A 17,050-nucleotide genomic window follows, 5' to 3' on the forward strand; every position below is an offset into this window, starting at 1 on the left:
CCCGTGCGGGTCGGGGCCGCGCTGGCGGAACTCTGGGCGCTGATCCGCAGCCTGAGGCACCGGCGCAGCCTTGCGGCCTGGCTGGCCTCGTCGATGTTCTCGCGCGATGCGCTGAACGCGCTTTACGGCTTTGGCGGGGTCTATGCGGGCACCGTGCTGGGCTGGCCGGTCTTTCTGGCGGGCGTCTTCGGGGTCATCAGCGCGGTCTCGGCGGCGATCATCAGCTGGCTGGGCGGGCGGGCCGACCGGCGCTTTGGCCCGCGCGCGGTCATCATCGCCTCGATCCTGGCGCTGTCGGCGGTCTGCACGCTGCTGATCGGAATGGACCGGAATTCGGTCTTCGGCATTCCGGCGCCCGACCCGATCCTGGCCGGGCTGCGGCTGCCCGACCTGATCTTCTTTGCCTGCGGGGCGGTGATCGGCGGGGCGGGCGGCGCGCTTCAGGCGGCCAGCCGCACGATGATGGTGCGCCACACGACCGAAGAACGCGCGACCGAGGGCTTTGGCCTTTACGCGCTGTCGGGCAAGGTCACGGCCTTTCTGGCGCCCTTCCTGATCGCGGTGACGACCGATATCAGCGGCAGCCAGCGCATCGGCTTCCTGCCGCTGATCGTGATCTTCCTGCTGGCCCTGCTTCTGCTAAGGTGGGTGGACCCCGAAGGAGAGGCAGAGGGACCGCGCCCATGAAACATATGCTGAAAGCCGCCGCGCTGGTGCTGGGGCTTGCTGCCCCCGCCAGTGCCGATCCGCTGGCCAAGGACGTGTTCGGCGCGTTCCGCACCCCCTCGCAGGGGCCTGCCGTCTCGATCGGCTTCTATTCGCAGGGCTGCGCGCAAGGCATGGTGCAGATGCCCGAAAGCGGGCCGAGCTGGCAGTCGATGCGCCTGTCGCGCGACCGCCACTGGGGCCATCCGGTGATGATCGACTTCCTGCAGGGCCTGTCGCGCGCCGCGCAGCAGGCCGGGTGGCAGGGCCTTTACATCGGCGATATCAGCCAGCCGCGCGGCGGGCCGATGACCTCGGGCCATGCCAGCCACCAGATCGGGCTGGATGCCGATATCTGGATGCTGCCGCCGCCCTCGCTGACGCTGAGCCGCCAGCAGCGCGAGAACATCTCGTCCGTCTCAGTCGTGGCATCGGGGGGGCTGGGGCTGTCGCAGCACTGGAATACCGGACATTTCCAGATCATGCGCGCCGCCGCCCGCGATCCGCGCGTGGAACGGCTGCTGGTCGATCCCGTGGCCAAGGTCGCCATGTGCCAGATGGAGACGGGCGACCGGTCCTGGCTGCGCAAGGTGCGCCCGATCAACAACCATGACCACCATTTCCACATCCGGCTGTCCTGCCCGCAGGGCTCGATCTGCCGGACGCAGGACCCGCCGCCGCCCGGCGATGGCTGCGCCGAGGCGCAGGAATGGATCAACAACCGCGCCAATCCCTCGCGCGCGCCTGCCGCGACGCCGGACCCCGATTACCGGCATCCCCGCACCTATCGGATGAGCGAGCTTCCCCAGCAATGCCAGATCGTCGCCACCTCGCCCTGATCCTGATCGCGCTGGCCGCCCCTGCCGGGGCCGAGCCGGTGGCGCAGCATCTGGCAACCCATATCTGGCGCCATGACGACTCGCAATTCGGCGGCTTTTCGGGCATCGAGATCACCGGGGACGGCACCCGCTTTCACGCGCTGACGGACCGGGCGCATCTGTTCACGGGCCGGATCGACCGCGACGCGGCGGGCCGCATCACCGAGCTGCACATCGAGGACCGCGCCCATCTGTCCGACCGCGACGGCACACCCCTGCCTGCCGGGCATCTGGGCGACAGCGAGGGCTTGGCCGTCGCGCCCGACGGGCGGGTCTGGGTCAGCTTCGAGGGGCTGCACCGGGTCGTGGGTTATGACGATCCGCACGGCCCCTCGGACCCGCTGCCCCGCCCGCCGGTCCTGCCCGGCTTGGGCGCGAATTCCGGGTTCGAGGCACTGGCCCTGCGTGATGACGGGGCGCTGGTGATCGTGCCCGAGCGATCCGCCAGCGTGACGACGCCCTTCACCGTGCTGGCCTTCCAGGATGGCGCATGGACCGAGATGACGCAGATCCGGCGCGACGGGAACTGGCTGCCGGTGGGCGCCGATTACGGCCCCGACGGCCGATTCTATCTGCTTGAACGCGACTTTCTGGGCCCTCTGGGCTTCCGGTCGCGGCTGCGCAGCATGGTGCTGGATGCGGAAGGGCCGCAGGACGAGCATGTGCTGATCGAAAGCGCGCCGATGCAATTCGACAATCTCGAGGGTGTCTCGGTCTGGGGCAGCCCTGACGATCTGCGCGTCACGATGATCTCGGACGACAATTTCCTGTTCCTGCAACGGACCGAAATCGTGGAATACCGCATCACCCGAAGCGACCGGCAGGCGCAGGGGAATTGACAGGCCGGGCAGGCCGGGCGTAAGCGCGCTCTGCCCCGCCACTGCCCGCGCGGGGCCGAGTTCTCCGCCACCTTGTAAAACGGACCCCCAGATGAACCGCTTCCTGCCCGGCATCCTTGCCATGGCCGCCATCGTCGTGGCCTCGAACATCCTTGTGCAATTCGTGGTCGGCGACTGGCTGACCTGGGGCGCCTTCACCTATCCGCTGGCCTTTCTCGTCACCGACGTCATGAACCGCGTCTATGGCCCCGCCGCCGCGCGCCGCGTCGTGCTGGCGGGATTCGTCACCGGCGTCGCCTGCTCGCTGGTCGCCGCCGGTTTCCAGGCAACGACCCTGCGAATCGCCATCGCCTCGGGGACGGCCTTCCTGGTTGCACAATTGCTGGATGTGGCGATCTTCGATGCGCTTCGGGGCGGGCGCTGGTGGCGGGCGCCCCTGGCCTCGACCGTCGTCGGATCGGCGGTGGACACGGCCTTGTTCTTCACCATCGCCTTTGCCGCCTTCCTGCCCGCCGACGCCAATACCGGCTGGGCGAACGAGGCCGTTCCGCTGCTTGGTTACGGACCGGTCAGCGCGCTGTGGATTTCGTTGGCAAGTGCCGACTGGCTGGTCAAGCTTGGTCTGGCACTACTTGCCCTTGTGCCCTTTCGTATAGTTGTCCGCAAATTGTTGCGGTCTGAAACATAATGGCAATTGACTGACAGGGAATCTGTGGCACCCTGAAATTCTAACGGCAATCTTTTGAAAGGAGGTGGTCCAGTGTCGAGAGTGATATTGGAGAGAGGTGTCGGAACAGTCAGGGGGGCCGTGGCCTGAGGGCAGCCCCGAGGGTCGTAACCCCTGATTGGGACCGGACGGGTTTCTTCCATCCCTAACCGGACCATCTCCGTGGAACTCGCGGGCCGTCCCATCGGGACGGCCCGTCTCTTTTGGTTCATGCGGAACCGCGCCGCCCGAACGCCGGCCGGGGCGCGCATGGCCCCGACCGGCATCGCGGCATCAGATCCGCTCGATGGCCAGCGCGATGCCCTGACCGCCGCCGATGCACATCGTGATCAGCGCGCGGCGCCCGCCGATCCGCTCCAGCTCGTGCAGGGCCTTGATCGCGATGATCGCACCCGTGGCGCCCACCGGATGGCCAAGCGCGATCGCCCCGCCATTCGGGTTCACCCGCGCCGGGTCCAGCCCCAGCCCCTTGGTCACGGCCAAGGCCTGCGCGGCAAAGGCCTCGTTCGATTCGATCACGTCGAAATCGGCGGCCTTCAGACCGGTCCGCTCCAGCAATTGCTCGACGGCGGGGACGGGGCCGATGCCCATGACCTCGGGGCGAACGCCTGCCACGGCATAGCCCAGGATCCGGGCACGCGGCGCCAGGCCCGCAGCCTCGGCCGCATCGCGCCGCGCCAGGACCAAGGCCGCCGCGCCGTCATTGATGCCGCTGGCATTGCCCGCCGTCACGCTGCCGCCCTTCTGGAAGACCGGCTTCAGCGCGGCCAGCTTCTCCAGCGTGGTTTCCTTGGGATGCTCGTCGGTGTCGAAGGCGACGACGCCCTTGCGCGACTTGATCTCGACCGGGACGATCTGGTCGCGGAAATGGCCCGCCGCGATGGCCGCCGCCGCCCGACGCTGCGATTCCAGCGCGAATTCGTCCTGCTGTTCGCGGGTGATGTCATGCTCGGCGGCGACATTCTCGGCGGTGACGCCCATATGCCCGGTGCCCATCGGGCAGGTCAGCGCGCCGGTCATCATGTCCAGCATGACCTGATCACCCATCTTGGCACCGAACCGCGCCGACGGCACGGCATAGGGCGACCGGCTCATGCATTCCGCCCCGCCCGCCACAGCGAATTCCGCATCGCCCAGCAGCAGCGACTGCGTGGCCGAGACGATGGCCTGCACCCCCGACCCGCAGAGCCGGTTCACGTTCATCGCGGGGACGGTGTGCGGGATGCCCGCATTCAGCATCGCCACGCGGCTGAGATACATGTCGCGGGGCTCGGTGTTGATGACATGACCGAACACGACCTGCCCCACCTTTTCGGGGGCAAGGCCCGCGCGCTCAAGCGCGGCGCGGGTGACGGTGGTCGCCAGATCGATGGGCGGGGTGCCGGCAAGGCTGCCGCCAAAGCCGCCGATGGCGGTGCGCGCGCCGGACAGGATCACGATTTCGGATGCAGACATGATGGCCTCCTCTCAGGGTGGGCACAGCATAGAAGCCCCGCATCGTGCCGCAAGTCGCAGCCGATGTGCCGTCACGGAACCGGCGCAAATTGCATCGCACGCCAAGGATCGCTATGGTCCCGGGGAATAACGCGATCAGCCGAGGCCCCGATGTCTGCAAACACCCCGCGACTGCGCATCAAGCTGCGCCTCGAATATGACAGCCCGCTGATCCTGGGGCCCGGCAAAGCCGAGCTGCTGGCCCGGATCGACCGCCTGGGCTCGATCTCTGCCGCCGCGCGCGAGATGGGGATGAGCTACAAGCGCGCCTGGACGCTGGTCGAAGAAATGAACACCGCCTTTGCCGATCCGGTGATCGACAGCGCGCGCGGCGGGGCGGGAGGCGGCGGGGCGCGGGTGACGCCGACCGGGCAGGAGGTGCTGCGTCATTACCGCGCGCTTGAGACGCTGCTGCGCGAGGCCGGGGCCGAAAATCTGCGCGCCCTCAACGCGCTTCTGCGGCCCGAGGGTGCGGCCTGATCCGACCGGCGGCAGCCCGCCCATTCCGGCTTTGTGATTTCAAACCCTCGTGTTTTCCGCTAATACTTCGGGAAAACGACCCAAAGAACAGCACGAGGGCAGGATGAACAGGCTTCTGAAGCTCGCGATTGTCGGGCTCGTCGCGTCTTGCGGCGGCGGCAATTTCAGCGCGCCGCGCCAGCTTGACAATGCATGCGCCATCGCGGCCGAGCGCCCTGGCTATATGCGGGCGATGCGCGCGACCGAACGCAAATGGGGCGTGCCTGTGCATGTCCAGATGGCGACGATGTATCAGGAATCGAAGTTCATCGGCGATGCGCGCACCCCGCACCAATACGCGCTTGGCGTGATCCCCATCGGCCGGCAGAGCAGCGCCTTCGGCTATTCGCAGGCCCTCGACGGCACGTGGGAGGAATACCAGCAGGCCACCGGAAACCGCCGCGCCCGCCGCGACAACATCCGCGACGCCACCGACTTCATGGGCTGGTACATGCATGGCAGCCAGCAGCGCCTGGGCCTGTCCAAGCACGATGCCGGGCGGCAATACCTGGCCTATCACGAGGGTCGCGGCGGCTATGCGCGCGGCAGCTACAACCAGAAGCCCTGGCTGGTCCGGGTCGCGGGCCAGGTCAGCCAACGTTCGGAAATGTATCGCCAGCAACTGGCCACCTGCCGCCGCGCCTGATCGTCAGCCCTCCGGCGGCGCCGGCCCAAGCCGCGCCGCCGCTGCAAGGCCCGCCCTGCGGCCGCTGGCCAGGCACCCGGTCAGCAGATAGCCGCCGGTCGGCGCCTCCCAGTCCAGCATCTCGCCTGCGGCGAAGATGCCCGGCAGCGCCTTCAGCTCAAGCCCCGGCGCCAGCGCGTCTGCGGTGATGCCCCCGGCCGAGGAGATCGCGCGATCCAGCCCCATAGGTCCGGCCAGCGGCATGGCCAGCGCCTTGGCGCGCGCGGCCCAGCCGGGCGCATCCTCGGACGCGGGCAGGGGCCGGGCCCATTCCATCAGCAGCGCGGCGCGCACCGGATCGCCCAGCACGCGGCGCAGCCAGTTCCCGACAGACAGCCGCCCGCGCGGGCGCGCAAAGCGCCGCGTCAGCATGGGCAGGTCCAGATCGGGCGCCAGATCCAGCACCGGCGCCGCACCGTCGCGGATCGCGGCGGCGACGGCATAGACGCCGCCACCCTCGATGCCCGCACGCGCGATCACCCATTCACCACGGCAGACCTGCGCCCCGGCGCGGATCGCCACGCCCTTGACGGCAGCCCCGAAATGACGGGCCATTGCGGGCGACCAATCCACCCGGAACCCCATATTCGCGGGCCGGAAGGGCGCGACCGGGACGCCTGCGCGCTCGAGCATGCCCTGCCAGGCCCCATCCGAACCCAGCCTCGGCCAGCTTGCCCCACCCATCGCCAGCACCGCGACACGCGGGCGCACCAGCACCGGCCCTTCGGGCGTCGCAAAGCGGAAGCCGTCCTCGATCCCCTCCAGCCGCCAGCGCCGCCGCAGCGTCACGCCACCCGATTCCAGGCGCGCAAGCCAGGCCCTGAGCAGCGGCGACGCCTTCATCCCGACCGGGAAGACCCGCCCGGTCGAGCCGGTGAACAGCGCGATGCCCAGCCCCTCGGCCCATGACTTCACCTGATCGGGGCCGAAACCGTCCTCCAGCCCGGCCGAGGCGCTTCCGGAAAAGGCCGCGCGAAAGGCGGGGGCGGGCTCATCTTTCGTCAGGTTCAGCCCCGACTTGCCCGCCATCAGAAACTTGCGCGCGGGAGAGGGCATGGCCTCGGCGACCAGCACGCGGCGGCCCGGCGCCATCAGCATCTCGGCGGCCATCAGCCCGGCGGGACCGGCGCCCACGACCAGCGCATCGACCTCGATGCTCACCGCCTGCCCCTCGGCCGCATCGCCAGCCGCAGCAGAGCGCGTTCGACCAGCGGCATCTGCGGCGCGCGGGTCGATGATCGCAGCGTCAGGTCCAGCGACAACAGCGCGTGGACGGCCTCCTCCAGCGGGCCAAGGCCCCAGCCCTGCGCCTGCCGCGCCATGCGGTCGCGGCGCGGGCCGTAGATCGGAGGCCGCGCCCGCGCCAGCGCGACCGCAGGCCCCGCCGGGTCCGCCGCCGCCAGATGCAGCGCCCGGAAATGGCGAAGCGCTGCGATGCAGATCGAGACCGGCGCAAGCCCCTGCGCCGCGATCCGCCGCATCAGCGCGCCGAATTCGGCCTCGCGGCGTTCGGCGACGGCGTGGATCAGCTCGTCCAGATCGGCCTCGATCGTGGCAGGGGCCATCAGCGCGATCTCGTCCGGCGTCAGGGGCAGCGGATCGCCATGCTTGTAAAGCCCGATCTTCTCGATCGTCTGGCGCAGATCGCCGGGATCCAGCGCACGAGCCAAGACCAGCATCTCGCGCATGGCGTCGCGCGGCACCTCGCGCAGACCGGCATCGGACAGCCAGCGGGCGATCTCGTCCTCGCCGGGCGGGTCGTCGTAGATCGGTGCGCAGATCGCCTGACCATGCGTCTCGAAGAGCTTGCGCAGCGCCGAGGATTTCGCCAGCGCCCCTGCCGCGACCACGATCACCGCATCGCCCGCGCGCCAGCCTTCCAGAGCCGTCCGCACCGCATCCGCGGCGCTGTCGGGCGCGTCATCGACCAGTACGACCCGCGGGCCGGGAAAGAAGCCCACCTCGCGCACCGCGTCAATCAGCTGGGCGGGGTCCTTCTTCAGCCCCGCCCCGGCCATGCGGGTCAGGCGCATCTCTTCGTCGGCGCGTTCGCCGACCAGCGCCTTGACGGCCTCGGCCCGCTTCATGGCGACGCGCATCGGGTCCTGCCCGTAGATCAGCAGGCCCGGCCGCGACGGGTCGGGCCGAGCCAGATAGCGCGCGATCTCGGCCCCTTTCAGCAGCATCGCTCAGCCCGGCAGGGTGCGGGCGGCAGCCAGCAGCCGCGTCACGACCTGATCGGCCAGCATCAGGGCCAGCCGCTCGCGCGCGTCGCCCTCGGCCGTCAGCGTCGAGATGGTCGTGCCGGTCGTCGAATACGAGGTGAAGCTGCTGACCCGGCCCTGCGTCAGCACTGCGCCGTCCGGCCCGGTCAGCGCGAAATCGGCGGTGCCGTTCAGCGAATAGCGGGTCGTGATCTCGTCCGGCGTGATCGCCTGAGAGGTGACGCCGACGCTGATCCGGTAATCCAGATCGTAGATCGCCGCGTCCTCGGGCCCCAGCCGTTCGGCCAGCCGGCGGTTGAAGACGAAATCCACGGGCGTGTCCGGGTCGCGGGGCCGGACCTTGCCGAACAGCCGTTTGCCGCCCCCGCCCGGGCCATAGACCGGCTGCAACCCGCAACCGGCCACGACCAGCAGGCCGAGGATCAGCGCCCGGCGGTCAGGCGACCACATTGACGATCCGCCCCGGCACCACGATCAGCTTCTTGGGCGCCGCACCTTCAAGGAAGCGCTGCACCGTCTCGTCGGCCAGGACCAGCGCCTCGACCTCCTCTTTGGGCATGTCCTTGGGGACCGCAATCTCGGCCCGGCGCTTGCCGTTGATCTGGATGGGAAGCGTCACGGTGTCATCCTCCAGCAGCGCCGGATCGGCCTGGGGCCAAGGCGCGTCCACGACCATCCCCTGCCCGCCCGAGATCGCCCAGACCTCTTCGGCCAGATGCGGCACCATCGGCGCCATCAGCTGCGCCATGATGCGCAGGACCGCGCGGCGCGCCTCGCCCCCGGCGGGCGACTTGCCGACCGCATTGGCGAGTTCGTAAAGCTTCGCGACGGCCTTGTTGAAGGCGAAGCCCTCGATGGCCCTTGTCACGTCGGCGATGGCCCGATGCGCGGCGCGGGTCAGCGCGGGATCGTCGCCGCCCTCGGCAGGCGCCTCCTCGGCCAGGCGGAAGACGCGGGCCAGAAACTTGGCCGCGGCCTCGGCGCCTGCGGCGGTCCATTCCACGTCGCGCTCGGGCGGGCTGTCCGACAGCATGAACCAGCGCGCGGTATCCGCGCCGAAACTCTCGACGATGTTCACCGGATCGACGACGTTCTTCTTCGATTTCGACATCTTGGCCGAGGGGATTATCTCGACCGGGGTGCCGTCGGCCAGGCGGCCGTCCGTCACGTCCTCGGGCAGGTGATAGACCGGCCGGCCGCGCGCGTCGGTCGTCCTGTAGATCTCATGCGTGACCATGCCTTGGGTGAAGAGCGCGTCGAAGGGCTCCTTCGCGGCCTCGGGCAGGTGGCCGGTTTTCACCATCGCGCGGGCGAAGAAGCGGGAATAGAGCAGGTGCAGGATCGCGTGCTCGATCCCGCCGATATACTGGTCCACGTTCATCCAGTAATCGGCCTCCGCCCGGTCGGTGGGCGTGTCCGCATGGGGCGAGGTGAAGCGGGCGTAGTACCAGCTGCTGTCCACGAAGGTGTCCATCGTGTCCGTCTCGCGACGCGCGGCGTTGCCGCAGACCGGGCAGGGCACCTGCCGCCAGCTGGGATGGCGGTCCAGCGGGTTGCCGGGCACGTCGAAGGTCACGTCCTGCGGCAGCAGCACGGGCAGGTTCCGCTTCTTCTCGGGCACGGTGCCGCAGGTATCGCAATGGACGACCGGGATCGGGCAGCCCCAATAGCGCTGGCGCGAGATGCCCCAGTCGCGCAGGCGGAACTTGGTCACGCCCTCGCCATAGCCCTGCGCCTCGGCATGGGCGATGGCGGCGTCCACCGCGGCCTCGCCGGTCTGGTCGGCCGCGCCCGCGAAGCCGCGGACATAGGTGACGGTCTCGGTCTTGGCCGGCACAAAGGGCGCCTTCGCCACCAGCGCGTCGGCTTGATCCTGCGTCATGCCGCGCTCGCCGAAGGTGGCGCGGATCGGCAGGCCGTATTTCGTGGCGAATTCGTGGTCGCGCTCGTCATGCGCCGGGCTGCCGAAGATCGCGCCGGCGCCGTAATCCATCAGCACGAAATTCGCGATCCAGATCGGCAGCTGCCAGTCCGCATCCAGCGGATGGCGCACGGTTAGCCCGGTGTCGAAGCCCAGCTTGGGCGCGGTCTCGATGGCCTCCTCGGTGGTGCCGATCTTGCGGCATTCCTCGCGGAAGGCCTCGATCTCGGGGCGAGAGGCGGCCAGTTCCTTGACCAGCGGATGGTCCGGCGACAGCGCGACGAAGCTCGCACCCATCAGCGTGTCGGGGCGGGTCGTATAGACCTCGATCGCCTCATGGCCGGCGGGCGCGTCCACCGTCCGGAAGCGGAACTGAAGGCCCCGCGACTTGCCGATCCAGTTGGCCTGCATCAGGCGCACCTTTTCGGGCCAGCCCTTCAGCCCGTCCAGCGCCCCCAGCAATTCATCGCTGTAATCGCTGATCTTGAAGAACCACTGCGTCAGTTCCCGCCGTTCCACCGTGGCACCGGACCGCCAGCCCTTGCCGTCGATTACCTGTTCATTGGCCAGAACGGTCATATCGACCGGGTCCCAGTTCACCTGCGCCGACTTTCGCGTGATCAGCCCCGCCTCGAGCATGTCGAGGAACAGCGCCTGCTGCTGGGCCACATAGGCGTCGTCGCAGGTCGCGAATTCGCGGCTCCAGTCGATGGACAGGCCCAAGGGCTTCAGCTGGTCGCGCATGGTCGCGATATTGGCATAGGTCCAGTCGCGCGGATGGCCGCCCTGCTCCATCGCGGCATTCTCGGCGGGCATGCCGAAGGCGTCCCAGCCCATCGGGTGCAGCACGCTGAACCCCTGCGCGCGCTTGAAGCGCGCCACCACGTCGCCCATCGTGTAGTTGCGGACGTGCCCCATGTGGATGCGACCCGAGGGATAGGGGAACATCTCGAGCACGTAGTATTTCGGGCGGTCGTCGCGGGTGGCGGTGAAGCTGCCGGCCTCGGCCCAGGCCTTCTGCCATCGGGCTTCGCTGGTGGCGGGATCATAGGGCATCGGGAACCTCGGGCGTCATTCGTTGCCCGCAGGGTTTATACGCGCCGCCGCAGCGGGTCCAGATGCGCCCGCCGTGATCGGTCGCTATAGCCGCCCGTCGCGCAGGCGCAATTGCCGCGCCCGGGTCAGGATCGCATCCTCGACCGCGCGCACGGTGCCCGGCTCGACCGCGGCGCCGCCCTGGCCCTGCAGCGACAGGCGCAGGCTGCGCGCATCCAGCGCCGGATCGCTGATCTGGATCGTGGCGCGATAGGCCCGCCCCCCGCCTGGAGGCGTGCCGAATCCCGTCTGGATCACTCCGGTGAACGGATCGACCGTCTGCACCGGCAGGAAGTTCAGGACCTCGAGGCTGGCATTCCACAGATACTTGTTCACCCCGATGGTCGAGTTGATGTCCTCGGACCGGCCGAACACGTCCTGGATGCGCGTCCCGCGCAGGGCCGGACGCATGTCGGGCTCGTTCAGGGCAGCCTCGGTCGTCGAGGCGTTGCGGGCGCCGCCGCCGCAGGCAGCAAGACCCGCCATCAGCATGGTGGCCATCGTCAGGCGCGCGATGCGTGCAGGTGTCATGCCATCCCCCGGCTGTTGCTTGTGGGCCAAGCATTAGACCGGATCGCCGGTGCGAAACAAGCGCCTTGCCTTGCGCGCGCGGGCGCCGCAACGCGGCATGACGCCGCCAGAGGCAGGCCGCGCAATTCAGGTGTGGCCCTTGTGCATCACAGAAATGGGCAAAGAAATCAGGGCAAACGTGATTCCGTTGCATCACATGTTCGAAAGGGGGAAACAAACAGCATACCCAGGGCGGGATCGCCGGCTTGGGCACCAGAGAGACAAGAGGGAACACACCATGAAAAAGGCTCTTATCGCCTCCACCGCGCTGGTTCTGTCGGCCGGTGTCGCCGCTGCCGACGTCACTTTCTCGGGCTTCGCTCGCACCGGTCTGGACTTCGTCGAAGGCCGCGAGCAGGAATCCCAGATCCAGTCGCGCGTCCGTCTGAACGTGCTGGCCACCACCTCGACCGACCAGGGCGTGGACTTCGGCGCCCGCCTGCGCTTCCAGTGGGACCAGGGCGAGTCGGAACTGGACAAGTTCGCTCCCGGCCAGATCTACGTGACCGCCAGCGGCCTGACCGTTTCGGTGGGTAACGTCGGCACCGCCTTCGACAGCGCCGGCCTGCTCTACGCGTCGGAAATCGGTATCTTCGACCGCTCGCTCGGCAACCCGGCCGGCTCGTTCTTCGCCTACTCGACCGGCGGCTACGGCGCCAACAACAACCGCGTCGGCATCGCCGCGACCTATGCGGTTGACGCTCTGACCGCCCGCATCTCGTACGTGAACACCGACCAGACCATCAGCGGTGGCAACGAAGAGATCGGCGTCTCGGTCGACTACTCGATGGACGCGATCGCCCTGTCGGCTGCTGCCGTTCTGGACGGCGCTGGCATCGACGGCAACGACCAGTACTTCCTGGGCGCTGCCTACACCCTGCCGGGCACCGAGAACAAGGTCGGCCTGAACTGGATCGACAACGGTGACGTCGCCGACAGCACCACCTTCACGCTGTATGGCGAGTTCGAGGTTGCTCCGCTGACCACCGTCAAAGGCTATGTCGCCAACAACGACGCGGCCGGCAACGCCACCGACATCGCCTATGGCATCGGCGGCCGTTACGACCTGGGCGGCGCCTACCTGGCCACCGCGATCCACCGCGACTACAACAAAGACATCATCGCCGACTTCGGTGTGCGCTTCAACTTCTGATCCCACGATCAGCGGTTACGGAAAGAGCGGGCCTTGCGCCCGCTCTTTTCTTTTTGTCTTGTGCGGTCATGGGACTGGATGACATCAGGCGCCGCATCAGCGCGGCCGAGGACAAGGCCGGGCGCGCGCCCGGCAGCGTGACGCTGATCGCAGTCAGCAAGGTGCAGCCCGCCTCGCGGGTCGAGGCCGTGCTGGACCAGGGGCACCGCGTCTTTGGCGAGAACTACGTCCAGGAAACCCAGGGCAAGTGGCCGGACTGGCGCGGACGCTATCCCGATGTCTCGGTCCACATGATCGGCCCTGTCCAGTCGAACAAGGCGCGCGCGGCGGTCGGCCTGTTCGACGCAATCCACACGCTGGACCGCATGACCCTGGCCCGCAAGCTGGCGCAGCATTGCGCGGAACAGGGCCGCCAGCCGCAATTGTTCGTTCAGGTCAATACCGGGGACGAGCCGCAGAAGGCCGGGATCCTGGCCGACGAATTGCCCGGCTTCCTCAGCCAATGCCGCGATCTGGGCCTGTCGCCCGAGGGGCTGATGTGCATCCCCCCCGAGGGTTTGGACCCGCTGCCCCATTTCCGCCTGTTGCGGCGCCTGGCGCAGGATAGCGGCTTGGCCCTTCTGTCCATGGGGATGAGCGCCGATTTCGAGACCGCCATCGCCGAGGGCGCGACCCATGTGCGCGTCGGCTCGGCGATCTTCGGGGCGCGCGATTACGGCTAGGGCCGGCGGCTGACGATCAGTTCCGTCCCCGGCACTGCGCGGGCCGCGATCCACAGAAGATGCGGCCGCGCAAAAGCGATGCAACCCTCGGTCCCGAAGCGGGGCCTGCGCCATTGATGCAGGAAGATCGCCGAGCCCCGGCCCGGCAGCCCCGCCTGATTCCAGTCGGTCGTCAGGATCAGGTCATAAAGCGGATCGGCCCGGCGCAGGCGTTCCTGGCTGGCCGAAAGCGGCGCGCGGACATGGCGGTTATAGGCGGGATGGCCCGGATCGTCGCACCACAGATCGCCCGGCCCGATGGGCCGCGCCCAAGGCGCCGGGGGCGGCAGGCGGTCGGGACGATACCACAGCCCGGTGATGCGGTGGCGCCCCTCGGGCGTCGCGCCATCCCCCTCGCGCTTGGTGGCGCTGATGCCGGTCTTGCCGATGGCGCAGGGAAACAACCGCCCGCGGAATCGCAGCCCGGCTGGCGTCAGGACCATGTCCTCGGCCCTCACAGCAGGTGGCCCGATTTCTGCGCCTTGACGGCCAAGTATCCCTGATTGTGCGGGTTCTGCGGCACGATCAGCGGCACACGTTCGGCCACGTCGATGCCGTGGCCCTGCATCATCGCCACCTTGCGCGGGTTGTTCGTCATCAGCCGGACCCCGCCGAAACCCAGCCGCCGCAGCAGCGCGGCGCCGATGCGGAAGTCGCGCTCGTCATCCTCGAAGCCCAGCCGGTGATTGGCCTCGACCGTGTCGAAGCCCTGATCCTGCAGGTCATAGGCGCGCATCTTGTTGGCCAGCCCGATGCCCCGGCCCTCCTGATTGAGATAGAGCAGGACCCCCGCCCCCGCCTGCCCCATCGCCTCCAGCGCGGCGTGCAGCTGGGGGCCGCAATCGCATTTCAGACTGCCCAGAACGTCGCCGGTGAAACAGGCCGAATGCAGCCGCGCCAGAACCGGCGCGTCGCGGGGCGGATCGCCGATCTCGACGGCGTAATGCTCTTCGCCGCCATTGTCGGGGCGGAAGACATGCAGGCGAGAGCGTTCGGCAGCGATGATCGGCACGCGGGCGGCGGCGACGGGGGCCAGCGCGGCCTCTTGCGACAGCTGCGCCATCAGGGGCGCGGTCGGCAGGCGGGTCAGACCCTCGACCGGAGCGGCGGGCACCATCACTACGGCGGGCAGAAGCTGCGCCGATTTCGCCAGCGCCAGCGCCGCACGGTGGTCCGAGGCGTCGCCCTCTCTGGCGGTGAAGAGCGGCCCCTTCATCGGATGGCGCAGATCGTCCGCCGGATCGGCCAGCGCGCGCAGCCAGGCCAGATCCGCCTCGGGGGGCAGGATCACGCGCGCAAGCCCCGCATCATAGGCCCGCGCCTTCAGCGTCTGGGCCCGCCGCTCGGTCAGGGCCAGCACGGCGGGGCCAAGCGCCCGCAGGTCTGCCAGGCGCGCCGCGGACAGGGTTTCGGCCGCGGCGGCAACGTGGCTGCCCACCATCACGGGCAGCCCCATCCGCAGGTCGGCACGGGCGCGGGCCACGATTTCGGCGAGGGTCGGGATCAGGCTCATCCGGGCGCTTTCTGAAACAATCCGAAACAAAACCCGCTGCTGCGACAAAACCATGTGAGAAATCCGACATGGTGCTGGACGACACGCGGGCGTGATCCTTCATGTGTGCCGAGAAGCCAAAGGAGGCAACATGCCCGGACTGAAAAAAATCCTTCTGGTCGATGACGAGGAAGACCTGCGCGAGGCGCTGGCCGAACAACTGGTCGCCACCGAAGATTTCGACGTTGCCGAAGCCGGCAGCGGCGCCGAGGCCGTCGAGGCCACCAAGAACGCCATTTTCGATCTGGTCGTGCTGGATGTCGGCCTGCCCGACACGGACGGGCGCGAGCTGTGCAAGAAGCTGCGCAAACTGAACGTGAAATGCCCGATCGTGATGCTGACCGGCCACGATACCGATGCCGACACGATCCTCGGCCTGGATGCGGGCGCGAACGATTACGTCACCAAACCCTTCAAGTTCCCGGTCCTGCTGGCCCGCCTGCGCGCCCAGCTGCGCACGCATGAACAATCCGAGGACGCGATCTTCCAGCTTGGGCCCTACACGTTCAAGCCCTCGATGAAGATGCTGATCGACGCCAAGGACCGCAAGATCCGCCTGACCGAGAAAGAGACCAACATCCTGAAGTTCCTTTATCGGGCGCAGGACGGGGTCGTGCCGCGCGACGTGCTGCTGCACGAGGTCTGGGGCTACAATGCGGGCGTGACCACGCATACGCTGGAAACCCACATCTACCGCCTGCGCCAGAAGATCGAGCCCGATCCCTCGAACGCGCGACTTCTGGTGACGGAATCGGGCGGCTACCGGCTGGTCGCCTGAGCCGTTGCGCGAATTCCCGCCGGGCAAATTATGGCGGGAACCGGCGCGGGGGGGATGCGTTTTCTACCCGAAGCCCAGTGGTCGGTGGATGCGGCCACACTCCCTCCTCTCCCTCGCCCCGGCAGTCAGGCTGCCGGGGCTTTTTCTCATCCGCGGCCGTGAGGCGCGGTCCAGTCGGGCCGGGGGCCGATGGGAATGATCCGGTGCGGATTGATCATGTCGTGACTGTAGTAATAGTGCCGCGTGATATGGTCGAAATGCACCGTCTCGGCGACGCCCGGCCATTGGTAAAGCTCGCGCGCCCAGCCCCACAGGTTCGGGTAATCGACGATCCGGCGGCGGTTGCACTTGAAATGCGTGTGATAGACCGCGTCGAAGCGCAGGACGGTGGTGAACAGCCGCCAATCGGCCTCGGTGATGCGGTCGCCGGTCAGATAGCGGTTTTCGGACAACAGCCCCTCGATCCAGTCGAGGCTGTCGAACAGCGGCCCCACGGCCTTGTCATAAGCCGCCTGCGTGGTGGCGAAACCGGCCTTGTAGACGCCGTTGTTCACTGTGTCGTAGATCCGGTCGTTGATCGGCTCGATGGCGTCGCGCAGTCCTTCGGGCCAGTAATCGTCGCGATTGCCGGTGATCCCGTCAAAGGCGCTGTTGAACATGCGGATGATGTCCGCGCTTTCATTCGACACGATCTGGCCGGTTTCCCTGTCCCACAGCACGGGCACCGTCACCCGCCCCGAGGCATCAGGCCGCGCCTTGACGTAGATCTCGCGCAGATAGGACAGCCCGAACTGCCTGTCGCCCGTCGCGCCGTCGAAATCGGTGCGGAATTCCCAGCCCTCGGACCCCATGTCGGGATGCACGACCGAGACCTCGATATGCGGCTCAAGCCCCTTGATGGCGCGGAAGATCAGCGTGCGGTGCGCCCAGGGGCAGGCATGGCTGACATAGAGGTGATAGCGCCCGCTTTCCGCCCGAAAGCCGCCCTCGCCGGTCGGACCCGCGCTGCCATCCGCCGTCACCCAGTTGCGGAACTTCGACGTGTCGCGCTTGAACTCGCCGCCGGTGCTATCGGTGTCATACCATTCGTCCTTCCAGACGCCGTTGACCAATTGGCCCATGACTTCCTCCTTGCTTTCTGTCGTCAG

At 68.2% G+C, this 17,050-nt stretch carries 18 protein-coding genes; 9 read left to right on the forward strand and 9 right to left on the reverse strand.

The window, feature by feature from the left end; genetic code table 11:
- The 4 genes from QAR72_RS03865 to QAR72_RS03880 all read left to right on the forward strand — a co-directional run.
- On the forward strand, positions 1-687 hold a 687-nt coding region (locus QAR72_RS03865; protein WP_304616051.1), incomplete at its 5' end, for an MFS transporter.
- Positions 684-1,544, forward strand: a complete 861-nt coding sequence (gene mepA / locus QAR72_RS03870; RefSeq protein WP_304616052.1) for a penicillin-insensitive murein endopeptidase — start codon at positions 684-686, stop codon at positions 1,542-1,544. The genes QAR72_RS03865 and mepA, both read left to right, overlap by 4 nt.
- Entirely contained in the window at positions 1,517-2,422 is a 906-nt protein-coding gene (locus tag QAR72_RS03875; protein WP_304616053.1) for an esterase-like activity of phytase family protein, read from the forward strand. The genes mepA and QAR72_RS03875 overlap by 28 nt, the downstream gene beginning before the upstream one ends.
- A gap of 91 nt (positions 2,423-2,513) precedes the next feature.
- Positions 2,514-3,110 (forward strand): queuosine precursor transporter, encoded by a 597-nt coding sequence (locus QAR72_RS03880; protein WP_304616054.1) that lies wholly within the window; start codon positions 2,514-2,516, stop codon positions 3,108-3,110.
- A 312-nt stretch (positions 3,111-3,422) separates the two neighbouring features.
- Here QAR72_RS03880 and QAR72_RS03885 read toward each other — a convergent pair whose 3' ends face one another.
- Positions 3,423-4,604 carry an acetyl-CoA C-acyltransferase family protein gene (locus QAR72_RS03885; protein ID WP_304616055.1) on the reverse strand — a complete coding sequence of 394 codons (1,182 nt, stop codon included), beginning with the start codon at positions 4,602-4,604 and terminating at the stop codon, positions 3,423-3,425.
- Between the two features lie 150 nt (positions 4,605-4,754).
- Between QAR72_RS03885 and QAR72_RS03890 the strand changes: the two genes are divergently transcribed.
- Together QAR72_RS03890 and QAR72_RS03895 are read left to right on the forward strand one after the other, a co-directional pair.
- On the forward strand, positions 4,755-5,123 hold the full coding sequence (locus QAR72_RS03890) for a winged helix-turn-helix domain-containing protein (protein WP_304616056.1): 369 nt from the start codon (positions 4,755-4,757) through the stop codon (positions 5,121-5,123).
- 103 nt (positions 5,124-5,226) lie between these two features.
- Complete coding sequence (locus QAR72_RS03895; protein ID WP_304616057.1) at positions 5,227-5,808, forward strand: transglycosylase SLT domain-containing protein; 582 nt, start codon at positions 5,227-5,229, stop codon at positions 5,806-5,808.
- Between the two features lie 3 nt (positions 5,809-5,811).
- Here QAR72_RS03895 and QAR72_RS03900 read toward each other — a convergent pair whose 3' ends face one another.
- From QAR72_RS03900 to QAR72_RS03920, 5 genes are all read right to left on the reverse strand, one after another.
- Positions 5,812-7,008: an NAD(P)/FAD-dependent oxidoreductase gene (locus QAR72_RS03900; RefSeq protein ID WP_304616058.1), complete on the reverse strand. Its 1,197-nt coding sequence runs from the start codon at positions 7,006-7,008 to the stop codon at positions 5,812-5,814.
- Positions 7,005-8,033, reverse strand: a complete 1,029-nt coding sequence (gene holA, locus QAR72_RS03905; protein WP_304616059.1) for a DNA polymerase III subunit delta — start codon at positions 8,031-8,033, stop codon at positions 7,005-7,007. Before holA ends, QAR72_RS03900 begins: the two co-directional genes overlap by 4 nt.
- Positions 8,034-8,036: 3 nt before the next feature.
- A complete protein-coding gene (gene lptE / locus QAR72_RS03910) occupies positions 8,037-8,522 on the reverse strand; it encodes an LPS assembly lipoprotein LptE (protein ID WP_304616060.1) in 486 nt (161 codons plus the stop codon).
- Positions 8,509-11,049: a leucine--tRNA ligase gene (gene leuS / locus QAR72_RS03915; RefSeq protein ID WP_304616061.1), complete on the reverse strand. Its 2,541-nt coding sequence runs from the start codon at positions 11,047-11,049 to the stop codon at positions 8,509-8,511. Before leuS ends, lptE begins: the two co-directional genes overlap by 14 nt.
- 84 nt (positions 11,050-11,133) lie before the next feature.
- Positions 11,134-11,619 (reverse strand): DUF3576 domain-containing protein, encoded by a 486-nt coding sequence (locus tag QAR72_RS03920; protein ID WP_304616062.1) that lies wholly within the window; start codon positions 11,617-11,619, stop codon positions 11,134-11,136.
- Positions 11,620-11,896: 277 nt separating this feature from the next.
- Between QAR72_RS03920 and QAR72_RS03925 the strand changes: the two genes are divergently transcribed.
- Together QAR72_RS03925 and QAR72_RS03930 are read left to right on the forward strand one after the other, a co-directional pair.
- The gene (locus QAR72_RS03925) at positions 11,897-12,811 is read left to right on the forward strand and encodes a porin (protein ID WP_304616063.1); all 915 of its coding nucleotides are present in this window, start codon (positions 11,897-11,899) and stop codon (positions 12,809-12,811) included.
- A gap of 68 nt (positions 12,812-12,879) precedes the next feature.
- Positions 12,880-13,533 carry a YggS family pyridoxal phosphate-dependent enzyme gene (locus QAR72_RS03930; protein WP_304616064.1) on the forward strand — a complete coding sequence of 218 codons (654 nt, stop codon included), beginning with the start codon at positions 12,880-12,882 and terminating at the stop codon, positions 13,531-13,533.
- Here the strand turns inward: QAR72_RS03930 and QAR72_RS03935 are convergent.
- Both QAR72_RS03935 and ribA read right to left on the reverse strand, forming a co-directional pair.
- The gene (locus QAR72_RS03935; RefSeq protein ID WP_442953544.1) at positions 13,530-14,015 is read right to left on the reverse strand and encodes a L,D-transpeptidase family protein; all 486 of its coding nucleotides are present in this window, start codon (positions 14,013-14,015) and stop codon (positions 13,530-13,532) included. The two genes, QAR72_RS03930 and QAR72_RS03935, sit on opposite strands and share 4 nt — an antisense overlap.
- A gap of 11 nt (positions 14,016-14,026) precedes the next feature.
- On the reverse strand, positions 14,027-15,085 hold the full coding sequence (gene ribA, locus QAR72_RS03940) for a GTP cyclohydrolase II (RefSeq protein ID WP_304616066.1): 1,059 nt from the start codon (positions 15,083-15,085) through the stop codon (positions 14,027-14,029).
- A gap of 130 nt (positions 15,086-15,215) precedes the next feature.
- On the opposite strand from ribA, the gene QAR72_RS03945 reads away from it, so the two are divergent.
- A complete protein-coding gene (locus QAR72_RS03945) occupies positions 15,216-15,902 on the forward strand; it encodes a response regulator transcription factor (protein ID WP_304616067.1) in 687 nt (228 codons plus the stop codon).
- Positions 15,903-16,048: 146 nt separating this feature from the next.
- Here the strand turns inward: QAR72_RS03945 and QAR72_RS03950 are convergent, their stop codons facing one another.
- Positions 16,049-17,023: a glutathione S-transferase family protein gene (locus QAR72_RS03950; RefSeq protein WP_304616068.1), complete on the reverse strand. Its 975-nt coding sequence runs from the start codon at positions 17,021-17,023 to the stop codon at positions 16,049-16,051.
- Between the last annotated feature and the right edge of the window lie 27 nt (positions 17,024-17,050).

Origin of the sequence: Paracoccus sp. (in: a-proteobacteria), from assembly GCF_030604785.1 — a bacterium.
GTDB lineage: Bacteria > Pseudomonadota > Alphaproteobacteria > Rhodobacterales > Rhodobacteraceae > Paracoccus.